20 protein-coding genes are annotated in these 18,425 nt (G+C 71.7%); 16 read left to right on the top strand and 4 right to left on the bottom strand.

What is annotated here, in order from left to right; translation table 11 throughout:
* Positions 1-20 precede the first annotated feature (20 nt).
* A complete protein-coding gene (locus ABH929_RS14765; protein WP_404561747.1) occupies positions 21-614 on the bottom strand; it encodes a CGNR zinc finger domain-containing protein in 594 nt (197 codons plus the stop codon).
* Between the two features lie 63 nt (positions 615-677).
* Here ABH929_RS14765 and ABH929_RS14760 point away from each other — a divergent pair, with 63 nt between their 5' ends.
* From ABH929_RS14760 to ABH929_RS14750, 3 genes are read left to right on the top strand one after another with little or no spacing between them, the layout of a single operon-like run.
* Positions 678-2,021, top strand: coding sequence for an MFS transporter (locus tag ABH929_RS14760; protein WP_404561746.1), 1,344 nt, complete (start codon positions 678-680; stop codon positions 2,019-2,021).
* A 30-nt stretch (positions 2,022-2,051) separates the two neighbouring features.
* Positions 2,052-2,249 (top strand): hypothetical protein, encoded by a 198-nt coding sequence (locus ABH929_RS14755; protein ID WP_374114429.1) that lies wholly within the window; start codon positions 2,052-2,054, stop codon positions 2,247-2,249.
* Positions 2,246-2,788, top strand: a complete 543-nt coding sequence (locus tag ABH929_RS14750; protein WP_263090807.1) for a DoxX family protein — start codon at positions 2,246-2,248, stop codon at positions 2,786-2,788. Before ABH929_RS14755 ends, ABH929_RS14750 begins: the two co-directional genes overlap by 4 nt.
* A 97-nt stretch (positions 2,789-2,885) precedes the next feature.
* On the opposite strand, the gene ABH929_RS14745 is transcribed toward ABH929_RS14750, so the two are convergent.
* From ABH929_RS14745 to ABH929_RS14735, 3 genes are all read right to left on the bottom strand, one after another.
* A complete protein-coding gene (locus ABH929_RS14745) occupies positions 2,886-4,466 on the bottom strand; it encodes a Na+/H+ antiporter (protein WP_263090806.1) in 1,581 nt (526 codons plus the stop codon).
* Positions 4,467-4,534: 68 nt separating this feature from the next.
* Entirely contained in the window at positions 4,535-5,638 is a 1,104-nt protein-coding gene (locus tag ABH929_RS14740) for a DUF475 domain-containing protein (protein ID WP_404561745.1), read from the bottom strand.
* Positions 5,639-5,803: 165 nt separating this feature from the next.
* Entirely contained in the window at positions 5,804-7,372 is a 1,569-nt protein-coding gene (locus tag ABH929_RS14735) for a UDP-N-acetylglucosamine 1-carboxyvinyltransferase (RefSeq protein ID WP_214546792.1), read from the bottom strand.
* Between the two features lie 198 nt (positions 7,373-7,570).
* Between ABH929_RS14735 and ABH929_RS14730 the strand changes: the two genes are divergently transcribed.
* The 13 genes from ABH929_RS14730 to csrA all read left to right on the top strand — a co-directional run bounded on the left by ABH929_RS14730 (position 7,571) and on the right by csrA (position 18,225).
* Entirely contained in the window at positions 7,571-7,852 is a 282-nt protein-coding gene (locus ABH929_RS14730; RefSeq protein ID WP_404561744.1) for a flagellar FlbD family protein, read from the top strand.
* A gap of 1 nt (position 7,853) precedes the next feature.
* Positions 7,854-8,687 (top strand): motility protein A, encoded by an 834-nt coding sequence (locus tag ABH929_RS14725; RefSeq protein ID WP_205462371.1) that lies wholly within the window; start codon positions 7,854-7,856, stop codon positions 8,685-8,687.
* A gap of 2 nt (positions 8,688-8,689) precedes the next feature.
* On the top strand, positions 8,690-9,619 hold the full coding sequence (locus ABH929_RS14720; protein WP_404561743.1) for a flagellar motor protein MotB: 930 nt from the start codon (positions 8,690-8,692) through the stop codon (positions 9,617-9,619).
* An 89-nt stretch (positions 9,620-9,708) separates the two neighbouring features.
* The gene (locus ABH929_RS14715; RefSeq protein WP_123292756.1) at positions 9,709-10,587 is read left to right on the top strand and encodes a flagellar motor switch protein FliM; all 879 of its coding nucleotides are present in this window, start codon (positions 9,709-9,711) and stop codon (positions 10,585-10,587) included.
* The gene (gene fliN, locus ABH929_RS14710; protein WP_123292757.1) at positions 10,587-11,291 is read left to right on the top strand and encodes a flagellar motor switch protein FliN; all 705 of its coding nucleotides are present in this window, start codon (positions 10,587-10,589) and stop codon (positions 11,289-11,291) included. Before ABH929_RS14715 ends, fliN begins: the two co-directional genes overlap by 1 nt.
* A gap of 8 nt (positions 11,292-11,299) precedes the next feature.
* Positions 11,300-11,887 carry a FliO/MopB family protein gene (locus ABH929_RS14705; protein WP_404561742.1) on the top strand — a complete coding sequence of 196 codons (588 nt, stop codon included), beginning with the start codon at positions 11,300-11,302 and terminating at the stop codon, positions 11,885-11,887.
* Complete coding sequence (gene fliP / locus ABH929_RS14700) at positions 11,884-12,702, top strand: flagellar type III secretion system pore protein FliP (protein WP_404561741.1); 819 nt, start codon at positions 11,884-11,886, stop codon at positions 12,700-12,702. The genes ABH929_RS14705 and fliP overlap by 4 nt, the downstream gene beginning before the upstream one ends.
* 9 nt (positions 12,703-12,711) lie before the next feature.
* Complete coding sequence (gene fliQ, locus ABH929_RS14695) at positions 12,712-12,987, top strand: flagellar biosynthesis protein FliQ (protein ID WP_205462375.1); 276 nt, start codon at positions 12,712-12,714, stop codon at positions 12,985-12,987.
* Positions 12,987-13,745 carry a flagellar biosynthetic protein FliR gene (locus tag ABH929_RS14690; RefSeq protein ID WP_205462376.1) on the top strand — a complete coding sequence of 253 codons (759 nt, stop codon included), beginning with the start codon at positions 12,987-12,989 and terminating at the stop codon, positions 13,743-13,745. The genes fliQ and ABH929_RS14690 overlap by 1 nt, the downstream gene beginning before the upstream one ends.
* Positions 13,746-13,751: 6 nt before the next feature.
* Positions 13,752-14,945 (top strand): flagellar biosynthesis protein FlhB, encoded by a 1,194-nt coding sequence (locus ABH929_RS14685; RefSeq protein ID WP_194647721.1) that lies wholly within the window; start codon positions 13,752-13,754, stop codon positions 14,943-14,945.
* Positions 14,942-16,996, top strand: coding sequence for a flagellar biosynthesis protein FlhA (locus tag ABH929_RS14680; RefSeq protein WP_263090795.1), 2,055 nt, complete (start codon positions 14,942-14,944; stop codon positions 16,994-16,996). Before ABH929_RS14685 ends, ABH929_RS14680 begins: the two co-directional genes overlap by 4 nt.
* Entirely contained in the window at positions 16,971-17,945 is a 975-nt protein-coding gene (locus ABH929_RS14675; RefSeq protein WP_263090793.1) for a hypothetical protein, read from the top strand. Before ABH929_RS14680 ends, ABH929_RS14675 begins: the two co-directional genes overlap by 26 nt.
* Before the next feature lie 4 nt (positions 17,946-17,949).
* The gene (gene csrA / locus ABH929_RS14670; protein ID WP_404561740.1) at positions 17,950-18,225 is read left to right on the top strand and encodes a carbon storage regulator CsrA; all 276 of its coding nucleotides are present in this window, start codon (positions 17,950-17,952) and stop codon (positions 18,223-18,225) included.
* Positions 18,226-18,425: the final 200 nt, after the last annotated feature.

The following is an 18,425-nucleotide window of genomic DNA, read 5'->3' as shown; positions in this document are numbered from 1 at the left end:
CGCCGTCGGTGACGGCCACCTCACGGGTGCTTCCTGGCCTGGTGCCGTGCGACCCGGTTCCGGTTCCCGCAGCCCGCGGCGGTGCACCAGATCCGGTTGTGGCGAGGCGACGTGTCGAGGTAGACCCACCCGCAGGCGTCGTCCCCGCACTGCCGAGCGGCGCCGAGGTCCGAGGTGATCAGTTCGTGTGCGAGCACGGCGATCGCAGCGCGCGGTCCGGTCAGGTCACTCGGGACCCGCCACGACCATGAGGGCCCGGCGGGGTCGTGATCGAGCACGGACCTCGTGAGTGCGTCGACGTACTCCCGAGCGATCAGCTCGACGGCCGATTCGGACGACTCGAACACAGCCTCGTAGATGGCCTCGCGCAACGCGATGACGGCCGTGTGTTCGCGTGCTGCCGTCTGCGGCGCTCCCGACGCCATGTCCAGGAGTTCGCGGGTGCCCTCCGGCACGACGCCCGTCTGGCTGCACCACCGCACGACGTCGTCGTACGACGCGAGCGTGTCGATCGCGCGGCGGTCGTCGAGACGCCAGTGGACCGTGTCGACGAGGTCGAAGCCCGCGTGACCGCCCACCTCGGGGAACGTCGTCGTCGTGCCTGCCGCAACCATGCGTCCAGGCTAATGCCTGATTTCAGGTTGCGCCATTAGATCGAGCCTGTCACTGTCTAATGCGTGAAGGACTATGAAGCCATTAGCACCAGGCGGTACCGGCCTCCGCGCCTCGGGGCGGACTTCGCCCGGTTCTGGACCGCACAGGGCGCATCGGCGGTGGGCGGCCAGATCAGCGAACTCGCGGTGCCGCTGCTGGCCGTGCTCGTACTGCATGCTTCCGCGAGCGACGTCGGACTGCTCGGTGCGGCCCGATGGGTACCGTTCCTGGTCCTCGCGCTTCCGCTCGGTGTGCTGGTCGATCGCTGCCGACGACGGCCGATCCTGATCGCGTCGGACTTCGCCCGCGCCGTCCTCACCGTCGGAGTCGTCGTCCTCGCGTTCTCCGGCGCACTCACGCTGCCGGTCCTCGTGCTCCTGGTCTGCCTGCTCGGTGCGTTCACCGTGGCGTTCGAGGTGGGGTACCAGTCCTTCCTCCCGACGGTGGTCGGCCGGGAGCACCTCGAGCGCGCGAACGGGCGGCTGCAGGCGACGGCGTCGGCGGCCGAGGTCGGCGGCCCCGGTCTCGGTGGATTCCTCATCCAGGCGTTGTCCGCCCCGTGGGCGCTCCTCGCCCATGCCGTGACCTACCTGGTCTCAGCATTCTCCTTGCTCGGCATCGCCGCCACCGAGCGTGTGCCCGAGCGGTCCGGACGGAGCGCCCTCCGGGACCTCGGTGACGGTCTCCGGTTCGTCGGACGCGACCGGTACCTCGTCTCCTTGGTGGGGTTCGCGGGCATCTACAACCTCTTCGCGCAGTGGGTGATGGTCCTGTTCACCGTCCACGCCGTCCGGGAACTCAACCTGACCGCCGGCCAGCTCGGCCTGGTGTTCAGCCTCGGAGCGATCGGGGCCGTCCTGGGGGCAGCAGCCGCCCCGTCGAGTGTTCGCCGGTTCGGTGGTGGCCCCGTGATGGTCGCCTGCGCTGCGGTCGAGTGCGTCGCCCTCGCCGCCCTGCCAGTGGCCGATGCGTCCTGGCCGGTCCCGGTCCTCATCGCGGTCCTCGTCACGGTGTTCGCGGTCAACGGCGCGGGCACCTCGCTGTCGAGCGTCGTCGCGCTCACCCTCCGACAGCTGCGCACGCCGGATCACCTGCTCGGCCGCGTGAACGCGACCATGCGGTGGCTCTCCTACGGCGTCATCGCGATCGGCGCCGCAGTCGGCGGCATCGTCGGCGAGTCGGTCGGCACCCGTGCCGGCATCGCGCTCGGCTGCGCAGGCACACTGCTCACCGTCGTCTGGGTGGTCGCGTCACCGCTTCGACGCGTCGGCGACCCCCGCCTCCTCGCGACCCACGACGCAGCGCCGACCGTGCTCCGCCCGCCGTCGGCGGCGGCATCCGCTGTCGACGAGGAGACCTCGTCGTGAGGTGATCGGCCTCCTGCTGACGGTGGTGCAGTGGTCCTCAGTGCGGTCGGCGTCATGCTCGGCTTCCCGCTCGCCGATCCGGTCATCGGCCTGCTCATCTCGATCTCGATCCTGGTGCTGCTCTGGGGCACGGATGCTGCGCGATCGATGACCAGCCCGAGGACACCGCAGCCGTGCCGGCGTACCGTCGCCCGGACCACCACCACGGACGATCGGGAGAACGCATGAGCTCGCACACCACCAGCACCGCATCGGTCACCGCCAAGACCCTGCTCCGCATCGCACTCGGCGCCGTCCTCGTCTCGCACGGGTCCCAGAAGCTCTTCGGCGCCTTCGGCGGCGGGGGCATCGAGGGCACGGCGCAGGGCATGCACGCCATGGGGTTCCGCCCCGCCAAGCGGAGCGCCGTGCTGGCCGGCATCGGCGAGGCCGGGTCGGGCGCCGCCCTGGCACTCGGGCTCGCCACCCCGATCGCCGGTGCGGGCGCCGCGACGACCATGGGCGTCGCGTCGAGCGTGCACACGCCGAACGGCTTCTTCAACGCGGACGGCGGCTTCGAGTTCCCGGCGTTCCTCGGCTTCTCGGCGGCGATGTTCGCGCTCGGCGGCCCCGGTCCGGTGTCGCTGGACCATGCCACCCGGCACGCGTTCGACCGCCCGTGGCTGCGGGCGGTCGCCCTCGCCGCGATCCCGGTCGCGATCGCGGTCCAGGTCGCGCAGCGCCGGAAAGCGCTCGCGTCCGATGCTGCGGCGCCTGAAGACTCCTAGACCGCCGGACGGGAGGCCCGGTGCCAGCTGGCACCGGGCCTCCCGTACGATGGTCGTCACCCCCACCCCGTCGTGCCGACGGGGAGACCGGCTGACGTCACGCAGGGGTGATGCCGTCGAGTCGCGCCTCTTCCGCGTCGTAGCCCGCTCGGACCTGGCGCAGCACGAGGTCGTCGATCTCGTCCGAGTCGCGGAGCCGCAGCAGGGTCGCGGCCTTGTGCTGCACCAGGGCGAGCTCGAGCGCGACGGCGGTGTCGTGCCGCTGCACCGCCGGGTGGTCGTCGTCGTCCTCCTCGCGTGCCTGGATGACGTCGAGGTGCGCCTCGTAGTCCTTGCGCACCCGGTCCACGGTGGCCTGGTCGGCGCCGGTCGACCGCGCCAACCGTGGCAGGGCGTCGAGCGCCTCCTCGATGGCGGTCCGCTCGGCGTAGCGACGTTCCTCACCGACCGACTCGTCCTCGGGCAGCGCGGCCCGCCGCAGGACCGCGGGCAGCACGAGTGCCTGACCGACGATGGTGACGACGACCACGCCGGCCGTCACGAAGACGATGAGGTCGCGGTCCGGGAAGGCCGCTCCGGACTCGAGCACGCGGGGGACGGCGACGGCCATCGCCAGCGAGACCGCGCCGCGGAACCCGGCGAAGCCGCTCACGAGCCGGTCGCGGTGGCCCTCGCGGGGCGCGCCTCCCGAGCGCCGGGTGACGAGCCAGACGGTGCCGCCCGCGGCGTTGAGGAATGCGAACCGGACGACGACGAGCACGACCGCGACGGCCAGGACGACGCCGACGGCGCGGAGCAGCTCGGACGGAGTCAACGCCCGGGCTGCGACCATCGCCTCGATGCCGACCAGGACGAACAGCGCGCCGTTGAGCAGGAACGTCAGGAACGACCAGAAGGCGCGGACCTGCTGCCGGGTCTCGGCCCGGTCGAGCTTCGGCCCGACCTGGCTGACGACGATCCCCGCCGCCACCACGGCGAGCACGCCGGAGGCGCCGATGGCCTCGGCCGCCAGGAACGCGCCGAACGGCACGAGGAGCGTGACGAGGTTCTCGAGCACCACGGTGTCGACCCGGCGCAGCACGAGCGTCCCGACCCACGCAGCGGCGAGCCCTGCGGCGACCCCGCCCACGTAGGACAGGACGAGCATGCCGGACACGCCCCAGAAGGTGAGCTCCTGCGTGCCGACCGTGACGGCGACCGCGATGCCGTAGACGACGAGGGTCGTGCCGTCGTTGACCAGGCTCTCCGCCCGCAGCACGGTGACGTTGCGGCGCGGCAGCATCTTCGTGAGCACCCCGACGGCGGTCGCGTCGGTCGGGGCCACGGCGGCACCGAGCACCCAGGCCGGACCCCACGGCATCCCGAGCAGGTGGAGCAGAACGGCGACGGCACCCGCCGTCGCGACGACGAGCAGGGTTCCCATCAGGACGATGCCACGCAGGTTCTTCCGGATCTCGCGGAGCGACGTCGTCAGGCTCTCCCAGTACAGGAGCGCCGGCAGGAACAACAACAGGACCGCGTCGGCCGGCAGCTCGACGTCCGCGAACTCGGGCACGAAGGCCAGAGCGGCGCCGAAGACGAGCAGCAGCACCGGAGGGGCAACCCGGATCCGGTCCGCGATCCCCGCCGTCAGTGCGACGGCGAGGCCGAGGACGACCACCAGTTCAGGACCCAGCACGTGCACTCCGATCGTCGTCCGACCCGCAAGTCAACGCCGATCTCCGGTGGATCCTTCCAGGCGCGTGATCAGACGGGGTGTGGGCGCCGGGACAGCCGACGCCACCACGCCCGCCACGGCAGCGAGCTCGCGAGCGCCGAACCGATCACCACGCTGCCGAACCAGGCGACGACGACCCCGGGGATCGGCACGAGCAGGCTCGCCCACAGCAGCACCGCGAGCACCCCGAGCACGTACGCCGCCCCGGCCTTCAGGTACCGCAGCCGCTTCAGTCCCGCGGCCTCGTCCAACCGCGAGGTCAACCGCGCCAGGAACACGGCGCCGACGCCGATCGCCGCCACCGCGACCGCCGCCTGTTCGAGCGCTCCGAGGCCGTCGGCGCCGAGGGTCCCGGACCCCGACAGGCTGTACACGCCGTCCAGGATCTCGAACAGCATGAACACCACGAGCCCCCGCTCGAACACGACGGTGGAGGCGTAGGCGTGGATCCGCCAGGCGCCCCGGCCGACCCCGATCGACGCGGTGTCCGAGCCGACCCCGTCGAGCGCCCACGCGGCGACGCGCTTCGACCCGAGGTACGCGGCGATGCCCGCTGCACCGCCGAGCACGACCGGCAGGAGGGCTCCGGGCGACCACGCACGGTCGATGCCGACGAGGACGGCCGTGACGGCGACCCCCGTCGCAGCGGTGACCAGGGACCAGACGCGAGGACGCGCGACGGCGGCGAGCCGGGCCTCCAGGCGGCCCAGCCAGGACCTTCGCGACGCACGGTCGGTGTTGAACAGGTACTCGGCGAACACGAGCCAGATGAAGGCGGCGCCGAAGGCGGCGAGGGCGGGGCGCACCTCGGCGAGGTGCGCCGAGAACGAGCCGGGGGCGAAGACGGCCTCCTGCACGGAGCTCGCGGGGTCGGTCGCGTCCCCGACCGCGACCGCCGCCGGCGGCAGGAGCAGCCGCATCGCGAGGACGCCCGCGACGATCCCGAGCGACAGGAACAGCCGTCGGGCAGGGGAGTGCAGTCGTCCTGCGATGCCGGCCATCGGCACCGACGAGTCGGCGGCCATCGCGATCTCGAGGAGCGCGAGCGCGACGAACGCCAGGGCGGCGGCTGGGCCGAGGACGAACCAGGCCGCCGCGGCGGCCGCGACCGTGATGAACAGGGGGACGGTCAAGAGCGATCTCGTGGCCATCACCCCATCCAGCACCGGTCGCCTGGGTACGTGGTGGAGCGCTCCTGCGCATCAGCCTGGAGGCCCGGGTCGATCCGCGCAGAACGGGTGACGGCCCGTCCCCACTTGCGGGGACGGGCCGTCGGGTCACGCGGGTGGGCGGTCGCCTCAGTCGTGGAACGTCTCGATGGACGCGCCGAGGGAGTTGAGGCGCTCCTGGAGCTGCTCGTAACCGCGGGCGATGATGCCCACGTTGCGCAGGACGCTCTCGCCCTTCGCCGCGAGCATGGCCAGCAGGATGACCACCGCGGGGCGGAGGGCCGGCGGGCAGCTGATCTCGGCACCCGAGAAGTGCGTCGGACCCGTGACGTCCAGGCGGTGCGGGTCGCGCAGGGTGACGCTCGCGCCGAGGCGGGTCAGGTCGAGCAGGTGGATCGCCCGGCCCTCGTACACCCAGTCGTGCACGAGCGTGGTTCCCTCGGCCATCGCGGCGATGACCACGAAGAACGGCAGGTTGTCGATGTTCAGCCCGGGGAACGGCATCGCGTGGATCTTGTCGATCGGGGCGTGCAGCTCGGACGGGTGCACGGTGATGTCGACCAGGCGGGTGCGGCCGTTCGCGGCGGGGTACTCGTCGGTGACGTCGAACCGCAAGCCCATCTCGGCCAGGGTCGCGAGCTCGATCTCGAGGAACTCGATCGGCGCCCGGGTGACGGTGAGCGTGGAGTCGGTGACGATGCCGGCGGTGAGCAGGCTCATCGCCTCGACCGGGTCCTCGCTCGGCCAGTAGTCCACGACCTCGTCGATGCGGCTCTTGCCGGTGATGCGGAGCGTGGTGGTGCCGATGCCCTCGATCTGCACCCCGAGCAGCTCGAGGAAGAAGCAGAGGTCCTGCACCATGTAGTTGGGGCTGGCGTTGCGGATCACGGTCTCGCCGTCGCGGGCGGCCGCGGCGAGGATCGCGTTCTCGGTCACCGTGTCGCCGCGCTCGGTGAGGACGACGGACTTCGTCGGGACGTCCTGGTTCGCGACGCCGACCTCGTACCAGCCGGAGGTCGCCTCGACGTCGACGCCGAAGGGACGCAGCGCGATGAGGTGCGGCTCGACCGTGCGGGTGCCGAGGTCGCAGCCGCCGGCGTAGGGGAGTCGGAAGGACTCGTACCGGCCGCTGAGCGGACCGAGGAACATCAGGACGCTGCGGGTGCGGCGGGCGGCGTCGGCGTCGATCGCGTCGAGGTGCAGGTCGGACGGGGCGACGATCTCGAGGGTCTCGCCGTCCTCGGACCACGTGACGCTCGCGCCGAGGCTGCGGAGCACGTCGATGATCCGGTCGACCTCGACGATCCGGGCGACCTTGTGCAGGCGGGTGACGCCGCGGTTGAGCAGCGAGGCGCAGAGCAGCGCGACGGCGGCGTTCTTGCTCGAGTTGACGGCGATGGACCCGCTGAGCTTCCGGCCGCCCTGCACGCGCAGGTGCGCACGCTGCGGGGCGCCGCCGATCGACACGATCTGCTGGTCGAGAGCGTCGCTGATGCGGGTGAGCATCTCGAGGGACAGGTTCTGCCCACCCTGTTCGATGCGGTTGATCGCGCTCTGGCTGGTGCCGACGCGTTCGGCGAGCTGCGCCTGGGTCATGCTGCGGCCCTTGCGTGCGCCCCGGATGAGGGCACCGACCTCGCGGAGCGGGGCGGCGGATGCCGGGGTGGCCGGCGAGACGACGGTGGTGGTGTCGGACATGCCGTCAACGTAACACGCTCATGAGATAAAAACGGGTTGGCGGTGCATCGAATTCCCAGCGATCGGGGCACAACAACTCGTATCTGAGATGAACTAACGAACAGGTGTGGTCCGCCGATAGACCTCCGTGCAGGCCCACGGATGGGCAGCATCCCGCCCCACGGACGGCGGCGGGACGATCGAGAACCAGGACGGGCCATGATCGTCGTCACACGACTCAACGGCAGCGCATTCGCTGTCAACCCCGACCTCGTGGAGCGCATCCACGAGACGCCGGACACGACGCTCATCATGGTCGACGGGGCGAAGTACATCGTCCGCGAGTCCATGGCCGACGTCATCGACCTGATCGCCGCGTACCGTGCCCGCATCGTCGGCATGGCCTACGGCACCGACCTGCCGAACGCGCGGAACGCCACCGGCCCCCAGCCGACGCTGGCCGCGGTCGCGCCCCTCCGCACGCAGGACGGGGGTCGCTGACGTGGACATCGCGACGATCATCGGGATCTTGCTCGCCTTCGGCGCCCTGTTCGGCATGGTCGAGATGGAGCACGTCGAGCTCGCCGGGCTGTTCCTGCCCGCGCCGATGCTGCTCGTGTTCGGTGCCACCATCGGCTGCGGCATCGCGAGCACCACGCTGAAGGACGCCATCGCGAGCTTCAAGGCCGTGCCGAAGGCGTTCACCGGGAAGGTCACACCGCCGCAGTCGGTCATCGACGACGTCGTGGGCCTGGCGGAGACGGCTCGGTCGAACGGTCTGCTCGCCCTCGAGCAGGAGGCCGACAAGCACGACGACCCGTTCATGAAGAAGGCGCTGCAGAACATCGCGGACGGCACCGACGGCGACGAGCTGCGGATCCTGCTCGAGGACGAGATCGAGTCGAACGCGGCTCCGACGCGCAGCGCGAGTGCGTTCTTCATGGGGCTCGGCGGCTTCGCCCCGACCGTCGGCATCATCGGCACCGTGGTGTCCCTGACCCACGTGCTCGCGAACCTCGGCAAGCCCGACGAGCTCGGTCCCCTCATCGCGAGCGCGTTCGTGGCGACCCTGTGGGGCCTGCTCACCGCGAACTTCATGTGGCTGCCGATCGGCGGCAAGCTCCGCAAGCTCGCGCAGCTCGAATCGGACCGGCAGACGCTCCTGATGGAGGGGCTGCTCGCGGTCCAGGCCGGCAGCCAGCCCCGCCTGCTCGGTGAACGCCTGAAGGCGATGGTGCCGCCGGCGGCCCGGGCCGACGGCGCCGCGAAGGCGAAGGGCAAGAACGGCAAGGGCGCCGCCACCGACGACGCCGACGACCAGCAGCTGGCGGCCTGACGATGAGCGCCAACCCCCGAGGGCGCGGCCGTGGTCGTGCGAAGAAGGGCCACGACGAGGCCGAGCACCCCGACGAGCGCTGGATGGCGTCCTACATGGACATGATCACGGTGCTGATGTGCATGTTCCTGGTGCTGTTCGCCATGTCGACGGTCGACCAGGAGAAGTACATCGCGCTGAAGAACTCCCTGGCCACCGGCTTCGGCGAGGTGAAGTCGCAGAAGGTCGACACCGCCAGCGGCACGGTCGTCACGAAGGACCAGGTCGAGGACGGCTCCGGGTACTCGACCGACAAGTCACAGGCCGACCACTCGACGGCGTCGTCCGGCACGAAGGACACCAACGTCGACCCCGCGTCGACCGTCGTGCCGGTGACCGCGACGAAGCAGGACCTGGCCGACGCGAAGAAGGAACTCGACGACCTCACCGCGATCGAGAGCGCGATCGAGAAGAACCTGGCGAAGGCCGGCCAGACCGCGAACGTGCAGTTCACCGTCGACGCCCGTGGGCTGATCGTCCGGCTCGTCGGCAGCGAGACGTACTTCGGCACGAACAGCGCGGACCTGTCCGACCAGGCACGGCGGATCATGGACGCGATCGCCCCGGTCCTGAAGACGAGCCACCACGACGTCAGCGTCGAGGGGCACGCCGACCAGCGGAACTCGACGGCGCCGTACGCCACCAACTGGGAGCTCAGCGCGGCCCGGGCGACGGGGGTGCTGCGCGACCTGGTCGAGCGTGGCGGCATGCCGGGCGACCACGTGCAGAGCGTCGGCTTCGGGTCGAGCCGGCCGCTCGCGAAGGGCGGGACGGACCAGGACCTCGCCCTGAACCGACGGGTCGACATCGTGGTGCTGTCGAACGCCGACCAGGACGTCAGCGCGCTGATGCCGGCACTGGCGAAGGCCCAGGACGGGGCACGCCAGGGCTGACGGACGACCGACGGGGCCACACACCCCTTCATCCCCAGTACGGGGTACAGCACTGACGGGTGCCGCACAGGCGACCGATAGACGCACCCGTGACCGAGACCCTGCCAGCGCCCGAGGTGTACGACTTCGCGCGCCCGTCGACGCTCGCCCGCGAGCACGCCCGGGTCCTCGAGCTCGCGTTCGAGACCTTCGCTCGGCAGTGGGGCACGCAGCTCACCGCGAAGGTGCGTGCCGTCAGCCAGGTCACCTGCGAGCAGGTGCAGATGGTGACGTACGACGAGTACGCCGCCTCGCTTCCCGCGCTCACCGGCATGGTGCTGCTGCCGATCGCGGACGTCGTCCCGAAGGGCGTCCTGCAGGTCCCGCTCGACGCCGCGCTGACCTGGGTCTCGCACGCCCTCGGCGCCTCGAAGCCGCTGCCGACCCCGGAGCGCACCTTCACGCCCATCGAGCAGGCCCTCGTGCGCAAGATCGTCGAAGACGCCCTCGACGACCTCCGCTACTCGTTCGGCGGGTTGCTCGCGCACGACGTCACGGCGGGTGGCTTCCAGTTCAACTCGCAGTTCGCCCAGGCCGCCCAGAAGGGCGACCTGATGATCGTCGCGGCGTTCTCGATCCGCGTCGGCGACCGCGTCGCCCCCGGCACGCTCGCGCTGCCGGCCGAGGCGGTCCTGCCGCAGCTCGGCGAAGCCGCCGCCCACGTGTCGCCCGCCGACGCCCAGGCCCTGCTCGACGCGCAACTCGCGGGCGTCCCCGTCGGCGTCAGCCTGCGCTTCGCACCGGCGACGGTCCTGCCCACGCAGGTGCTCCGGCTCGCCGTCGGCGACGTCCTGCCGCTGCCGCACCCGCAGCACCGCCCCCTCACCATCGCGGTCGACGGTGAACCCGTCGGCACCGCCGCGGTCGGCGCGAACGGCTCGCGCCTCGCCGGCATCGTCGTCACCACCACGAGCACGGAGCAGCACTGATGACCGAAACGACCACCCTCCAGACCACCGCGGCCGAGTCGCTCGCGGCGCAGCTCCCGACGGCCGTCCCGCTGGGCGCGCTGCTGCTGCCGGGAGGCGCGACCCCGGTCGTGCTCGAAGCGGCGACCGACGCCGTGGTCGCGTCGTTCGTCGGCGGCCTGTCGGCCGACCTGGCCCTCGTGCTCACCGACCTCGAGGCCGTCATCGCTGCCGGCGGTACCGACCACGGGATCGTCGCGGTCACCGACGTGCTGCGTCCGTCGCTCGAGGCCGCCGCGTCGGTGCTCGGCGTCGGGGTCCTCGGCGAGGCGAGCCGCGAGTCGGCGGCCGCGCTGCTGGCCGACCCCGACACGGTGGTGTTCGAGCTGACCGCCGGTGGTGTCCCGAGCGGCTGGTTCGGCATCCGGGTGCGCGAGCACGGCACGGTCTCGGCCGCCGCGCCCGTCGGGGTGCCCGCCGGCAACCTCGGCCGCATCAACAACGTCGAGATGACCCTGACCGTCGAGATCGGCCGCACCCGCATGTCGGTCCGCGACGTGCTCGGCATGGAGCCCGGCGCGGTCGTCGAACTCGACCGCAGTGCCGGTGCTCCCGCCGACGTCCTGCTGAACGGCCGCCTGATCGCGCACGGCGAGGTCGTCGTCGTCGACCAGGACTACGCCGTCCGGATCACCCGCATCCTCGACGTCGCCGAATCCCTCTGAGCCTGCGCGTGGACACCCTCCTCGTCACCCTCCGCGTCGCGCTGTCGCTCGGCGTCGTGCTCGTCCTCATGTGGGTGTTGCACCGTGCCAGCAAGAAGCGCTTCGCGGGCAAGACCTCCGGGCGCCGTGCGGCGACCGTCGAGGTCGTCGGTCGCCAGGGCCTCGGCGGCAAGGCGAGCGTCGTGGTGGTCGACGTCGAGGGTGAGCGCCTGGTGCTCGGGGTCTCCGAGCAGGGCGTCAGCCTGCTCACCAGCGGGCAGGCGCCCGCTCCGGAGCTCACCATCGTGACCGGACCCGTGCAGCTGCCCGTGCGTCCCGCCCCGTCGGCCGACGTGTTCGGTCAGGAACTCGCGCTGCAGGCGGACGCCCCCACGTCCCTCCAGGCACGGCCGGAGCGCCGCGGGCGCGTCGATCCGGAACCGGCTGGTGGGGCCCACCTCCCGGCCGACGCGGCGACGCCGCTGCCGATGCGCCCACGCAACCGCCGTCCGCAGCGCACCCCGCTGCCGACCGCGCAGCAGCTGCAGGGCTCGATCCTGTCGGTCGACACCTGGCGGCAGGCGGCCGCCGCACTGCGGAACCGGCGGGCCGGGTGACCGCCGTCCGCTCGGCACGTGTCCTGGCCCTCGTCCTGCTCGGGCTGGCGGTCGTCGCCGGCTTCCTCATGCTCACCGCGACCGGTGCCCACGCCGCCGGCGTCGTCGAACCGACCGCCCCCGCCACGCCGACCGCTCCCGCGACCGGCGACTTCAGCGTCAGCGTGAACGGCCCGGACGGCACCCCGTCGTCGGCCGTCGTGACGCTCATCGGCATCACGCTGCTCAGCGTCGCCCCGGCGCTCATGCTCATGATGACGTCGTTCACGAAGATCTTCGTCGTCCTGGCGATGACCCGGAACGCCCTGGGCCTGCAGTCGATCCCGCCGAACCAGGTGATCGCGGGCCTGGCACTGTTCCTGTCGCTGTTCGTGATGGCGCCGGTGCTCGGGCACATCAACGACGACGCCCTGCAGCCCTACCTGGCCGGCCACCTCGACTTCGACCAGGCCGTCGAGATCGGCACGAAGCCCTTGCGGACCTTCATGCTCCACCAGACCCGCGACGAGGACGTCGCCCTGATCACGCGGGCCGCCGGGCTCGACAACCCGAAGTCGATGGCCGACGTGCCGATGACGACGGTGATCCCGGCGTTCATCATCTCGGAGCTCCGCAGCGCGTTCATCATCGGGTTCGTCATCTTCATCCCGTTCCTGGTGATCGACCTCGTCGTCTCGGCGGCGCTCATGTCGATGGGCATGATGATGCTCCCGCCGGTCATGATCTCGCTGCCGTTCAAGATCCTGCTCTTCGTGCTGGTCGACGGCTGGGGCCTCATCATCACGTCGCTCATCGAGAGCTACCACGTTGTCTAGGGGGCACGCATGAACCAGCAGGCCGTCATCGACCTGGTCCTCCAGGCGCTCCTGGTCGCGGGCAAGCTCGCCGCTCCGGTGCTCGTGACGTCGCTCGTCGTCGGGTTCGCGATCTCGCTGTTCCAGTCCGTGACCCAGATCCAGGAGGTCACGCTCTCGTTCGTGCCGAAGGCCGTCGCCGTCGCGATCGCCCTGGTGATCTGCGGCAACTGGATGATCTCGGAGATGGTGGCGTTCACGCACGTCGCCTTCGACATGATCCCGAAGATGCTCGGCAGCGGCTGATGGAGCTCAGCATCGACGCCGACCGTCTGGAGGCGACCATGCTCGCCGGCGTCCGGCTCGTGGCGTTCTTCGTCATCGCGCCGCCGTTCTCGTACCGCGCGTTCCCCGGCACCGTGAAGGTGATCCTCGGGCTCGGCCTGGCGATCGGCGTCGCCCCGCGCGTCGCCGTCGGCTACGAGTCGCTCGACACCGGGCCGTTCCTGCTCGCCCTGCTCACCCAGCTCGTCGTCGGGTTGTCGCTCGGCTTCCTCGTGTTCCTGGTGTTCGCCGCGGTGCAGTCGGCCGGTGCGCTGATCGACCTGTTCGGCGGGTTCACGCTCGCGCAGGCGTTCGACCCGCAGTCGCAGGTCAACGGCGCCCAGTTCACCCGGCTGTTCCAGATGGCGGCGCTCGCGCTCCTGTTCACCTCGGGCGGGTACCAGCTCATCGTCGGCGGACTCGTGCGGTCCTTCGACGCCGTGCCCCTGACCGGCACGTTCGCGGTCGACGGTCTGGCCCACCTGCTCGTGGCGGCGATGTCGCAGATGTTCCTGGCGACGCTGCAGATCGCTGGACCGCTGGTGGTCGTGCTGTTCCTGGCGGACGTCGGCCTCGGCCTGCTCACCCGCGTCGCACCGGCCCTCAACGCGTTCCAGATGGGGTTCCCGATCAAGATCGGGCTGACCGTCCTGTTCGCCGGAGCGCTCTTCATGGCCCTGCCCTCGGTGGTGTCGTCGCTGACCGGCGACGCCGTCCAGGCGATCACGGGACGGGGCTGAGGCGCCGTGTCCGACAGTGGTGAGAAGTCCGAGAAGGCCACCCAGAAGCGCATGCAGGAGGTCCACCGGAAGGGCCAGCTCGGCCGCTCACAGGACCTCGGCGCGTGGATCGGCATCGCCGTCGTCGCACTCATGGTGCCGTCGATGATCGGCAACGCGGCAGCCGCGGGCACGGCACAGCTCGTCGCCGTGCAGTCCGTCATCGCGAACCCGACCATCGGCACCATGAACCACGTGTTCGGCGACGCGATGGCGAGCGTCGGCGCGACCCTCGGCCCGATGCTCGCGGTGGTGCTCGTCGCCGTCACCGCCGCCGCCGTCGCGCAGGGCGGGGTGCACGTCCGGAAGCTCGCGCCCGAGGCCTCGCACTTCGACCCCATCGCCGGCCTGAAGCGGGTGTTCGGCGTCCAGGCGCTCTGGAACGGGGCGAAGGCGCTGCTGAAGACCACGGTCGTCGGGCTCGTGCTCTGGTTCGCCGTGCAGGGCCTGATGCCCGTGCTCATGACGAGCGGCTCGCTGCCCTTGTCCGCCGTGCTCGAGGCAGCAGCGGACGGCGCGGGCACCCTGCTCCGCGCCGCGATCGCCGCCGGGCTCGTCCTCGCCGCGATCGACGTGCTCGTGGTCATCCGCCGCAACCGCAAGCGCACCATGATGACCAAGCGCGAGGTCAAGGACGAGCAGAAGAAGAGCGACGGCGACCCGCTCGTCAAGGGCCAGCGCCGCTCCCGCCAGCTCGCGATGAGCCGCAACCGGATGATCCAGGCGGTCGGCACCGCGGACGTCGTCATGACGAACCCGACCCACTACGCCGTCGCGCTCAAGTACGAGCCGGGCAAGGCCGCACCGCGGGTGGTCGCGAAGGGCGCCGGGCCCGTCGCCGACGTCATCCGTGCCCGGGCGGAGGAGGACCGTGTGCCGATCGTGCGCGACGTCCCGCTCACCCGCGCACTGCACGCCGCGTGCGAGCTCGGGCACGAGATCCCCGTCGACCTGTACACGCCGGTCGCCCGGGTGCTGTCGTTCGTGATGGCCCTGAAGGCCCGCGGCGCAGCGGCCGGCACCCACGCACCGCCGAGGCCGACCACGCCCGACGAGGTCGCGAGCGTCATCGACCCGGCCACGCTGACCGGTGACCTCCGCCCCCGCAAGCTCCGCGCACCGCGCATCGCCGAGACCCCGACCGAAGGACTCCCCGCATGAACCGCAAGGACCTGCCGAAGCTCGTCGTCCCGGTGTTCATCGTCGGCATCATCCTGCTGCTGATCCTGCCGGTGCCGTCGTTCCTGCTCGACTTCCTGATCATCTGCAACATCCTGCTGGCGCTGGTGATCCTGCTCACGACGCTGTTCGTGAAGAAGCCGCTCGACTTCTCGGTGTTCCCGTCGCTGCTGCTCGTCGCGACGCTGTTCCGCCTCGGCCTGAACGTGGCGTCGACCCGGCTCGTGCTCGGCGAGGGCTTCGCCGGCGACGTCATCCAGGCGTTCGGCCACGTGGCCGTTTCCGGGTCGATCATCATCGGCGCGGTGATCTTCCTGATCCTCATCGTCATCCAGTTCGTCGTCGTGACGAAGGGTGCCGAGCGCGTCGCCGAGGTCGGGGCACGGTTCACCCTCGACGCCATGCCCGGCAAGCAGATGGCGATCGACGCCGACCTGAACGCGGGGCTCATCACCGACCAGCAGGCGAAGGACCGCCGCGCCGCGGTCTCCGCCGAGGCCGACTTCTACGGCGCGATGGACGGCGCCTCGAAGTTCGTCAAGGGCGACGCGATCGCCGGCATCCTCATCATCATCATCAACCTGGTCGGTGGCATCGCGATCGGCATGCTGCAGAACGGGCTCTCCGCCACCGACGCCCTGTCGAAGTACGGCATCCTGACGATCGGCGACGGCCTCGTCACGCAGATCCCGGCCCTGCTCATGGCGGTCTCCACCGGCATGATCGTCACGCGCTCCGGCGCGGAGTCCGAGATGGGTGCCTCGGCCGCCACCCAGCTGTCGCAGTCGCGCAACGCCCTGATGATCGCCGGCGTCGCCGCCATCGCGATGGGGTTCATCCCCGGCATGCCGATCCTGCCCTTCCTGCTCGTCGGTGCGACCCTGCTGTTCACCGCGTGGCGCATCGGCCGGAACGCCGCGAACGCCGAGTCGGCCGCCGCCGAGCAGCAGGCCCTCGAGGCCGCCGCTCCCTCCGGCGACACCCCCGAGGACCTCATCGAGCAGATGCGCGTGCACGCCCTCGAGATCCTGCTGGCGCCCGATCTGGTCGACATGGTGTCCGGCGCCTCCGACGACCTCCTCGGCCGCGTCCGCGCCCTGCGGCGGAAGATCGCCGTCGACATGGGCATCGTCGTGCCGCCGGTCCGCACCCGCGACAGCATCGACCTGCCGCCCTCGACCTACGCCATCCGGATCGCCGGCGTCGAGGCCGGCCGCGGCACCGCCCCGGCCCGCAGCGTCCTGGCCCTCGGCGACCACCTCGACGGGCTGCCGGGAACCTCGACGGTCGAGCCCGTGTTCGGCCTGACGGGCAAGTGGGTGCCCGCCGAACTCCGGCACGCCGCCGAGATGACCGGCGCCACCGTGATCGACCGGGTGTCCGTGCTCGTCACGCACCTGCAGGCCGTCATCGGCGACAACGCCGCCCGCCTGCTCACCCGCGAGGACGTCAAGGTCCTGACCGAGGGCGTCAAGCAGGTCAACCCCGCCGCGGTCGAGGAACTCGTGCCGGGCATGCTCTCGATGGCCGAACTCCAGCGCGTGCTGCAGGGCCTGCTCGCCGAACGCGTGCCGATCAACGACCTCGGCCGGATCTGCGAGGCGCTGACCCTGCGCGCCAAGGCCTCGACCGACCCCGAGGGCCTGGTCGAGGCTGCCCGCGCCGCACTCGGACCCGCCCTCGCCGCCCGCCACACCGACCAGGGCACCCTGCGCGTCATCATGATCGACCCGCTGCTCGAGCAGTCGATGCTCGAGGGGCTGCGACCCTCGGAACAGGGCAGCCAGATCGTCCTCGACGCGCACCGCATCGAGCAGGTCCTGGGCTCCGTCCGCGACGCCGTGCGCAGCGTGGAGGACCAGGGCCTGTCCGCCGTCCTCGTCTGCGCGCCGCAGCTCCGTCCGGCCGTGCACCGCATGGTCGCCGCCCAGTCGAACGGGCTCCCGGTGCTGTCGTACCAGGAAGCCACCGCCGCGGGCTCCACCATCGAGACCGTGGGAGTGGTCCGTGCCGCCGACCCGATTGCAGCGTAACGGCGCAACGCTCGACGAGGTCCGCGACGCCGTCCGGACCGAGTTCGGCGCGGGTGCACGGATCGTCGCCGCCGAGCGGGTCACCACGCCGGGCATCGGCGGGCTGTTCCGCAAGGCCCACGTCGAGGCGACCGTCGAGGTGCCGGAACCGGGGGAGACCCCGACCGCCCGCGTCGTGATCGCCGACTCACCCGTCCAGCGGATCGGCATCGCGGCGCTGCTCGCCGACGCCGAGGCTGCCGAGGCCCGCATCGCGGGCGGTGACGGCACCCGGGCCACGCGTGCCGACGCGTTCGCGTCGGTGCTCGACGGCTTCGTGGCGGACGGGATCACGGGGAGCGCCCCGCGCCCGACGCGCGCCCCGCCGGAAGCGGACGGGCCAGCGGACGTCGACCCGCGCCTCCAGGCCGTCACCGACACCCTGCCAGGAGGCCCGGCCACCGTCCCCGACGTCGTGCCCGGCCGGCGGGCGGCCCGGCCCACGGCCCCTGCCGTGCGGTCTGCTGCACCGGCAGCGCGGGCCGCTGTCCCGGGGATGCGGGCCGCGGTTCCGGCAGTGCGGTCGGCCGACGGCGACCTGGTCCTGCTGGTGGGCCGGCCGAACGACGTCGACGCGGCAGCCGGGCTGTTCGCCGTCCGGCATGCGCTGCGGCCGACCGATGCCGCCGACCGACGGTCCGCCATCCTCGCCCGCGCCGACGGCGTGCGTGACGGCCACGCGGTGCTCGCCGTCGCCGCGTGGGACGACCGGGCGACCGGCGAACGGGTCGAGGCCGACCAGGTCTGGGTCGTCGTCGACGTCGGACGGAAGCCCGAGGACTCCGCGGCCATGGTGTCCGCGGTCGTCGCGCGGCTGCCGGTGGCCGGTGTCGTCGCGATCGGCGCGGGGGAGACCGCCACGCCGGAGTCCGTCCACCTGCTGGGGGTCCCCGTCCTGTCGCTAGGCTGAGCGGGTGCTGGTACTCACGCGGAAGGTCGGCGAGCGGATCCTCGTCGGTGACGACATCGTCATCACGGTCCTCGACGCCCGGGGCGACGGCGTCCGGATCGGCATCGACGCACCACGCGGGGTGAAGATCCAGCGTGAAGAGGTCGTGCGGGCGGTCGCCGAGGCGAACGCCGAGGCCGCAGCGGCTGCCGGTGCGTCCGGTGCTCCCGGCGACGACGCCGAGGCACGGCTGCGTGCCGCACTCGGCGGGTCCGCCCAGCCGACGGACCCGACCGAGTAGTCCGGGCCGTCGCGCGGTCGTTGTCGAGCGCGCCCCGCGGGGGGCATCGCGCCCGGACTCTTCGGGGCGCGACGACGCTGGCGGGGCGCGGACGGGACGGGACGGAGGGACGTTCTTCGTGCGTGGCCCCGTGGACGCGGGCTCGGCGGGGCGCGGCCAGCGGGGACGACCCGACCCGTGCCTCCAGGCCGGACCGTCCG

It is taken from the genome of Curtobacterium sp. AB7 (genome assembly GCF_044909335.1).
Lineage (GTDB): Bacteria > Actinomycetota > Actinomycetes > Actinomycetales > Microbacteriaceae > Curtobacterium.
Note: the sequence above shows the minus strand (reverse complement) of the source record. Positions and strands in the feature narration are given on the sequence as shown.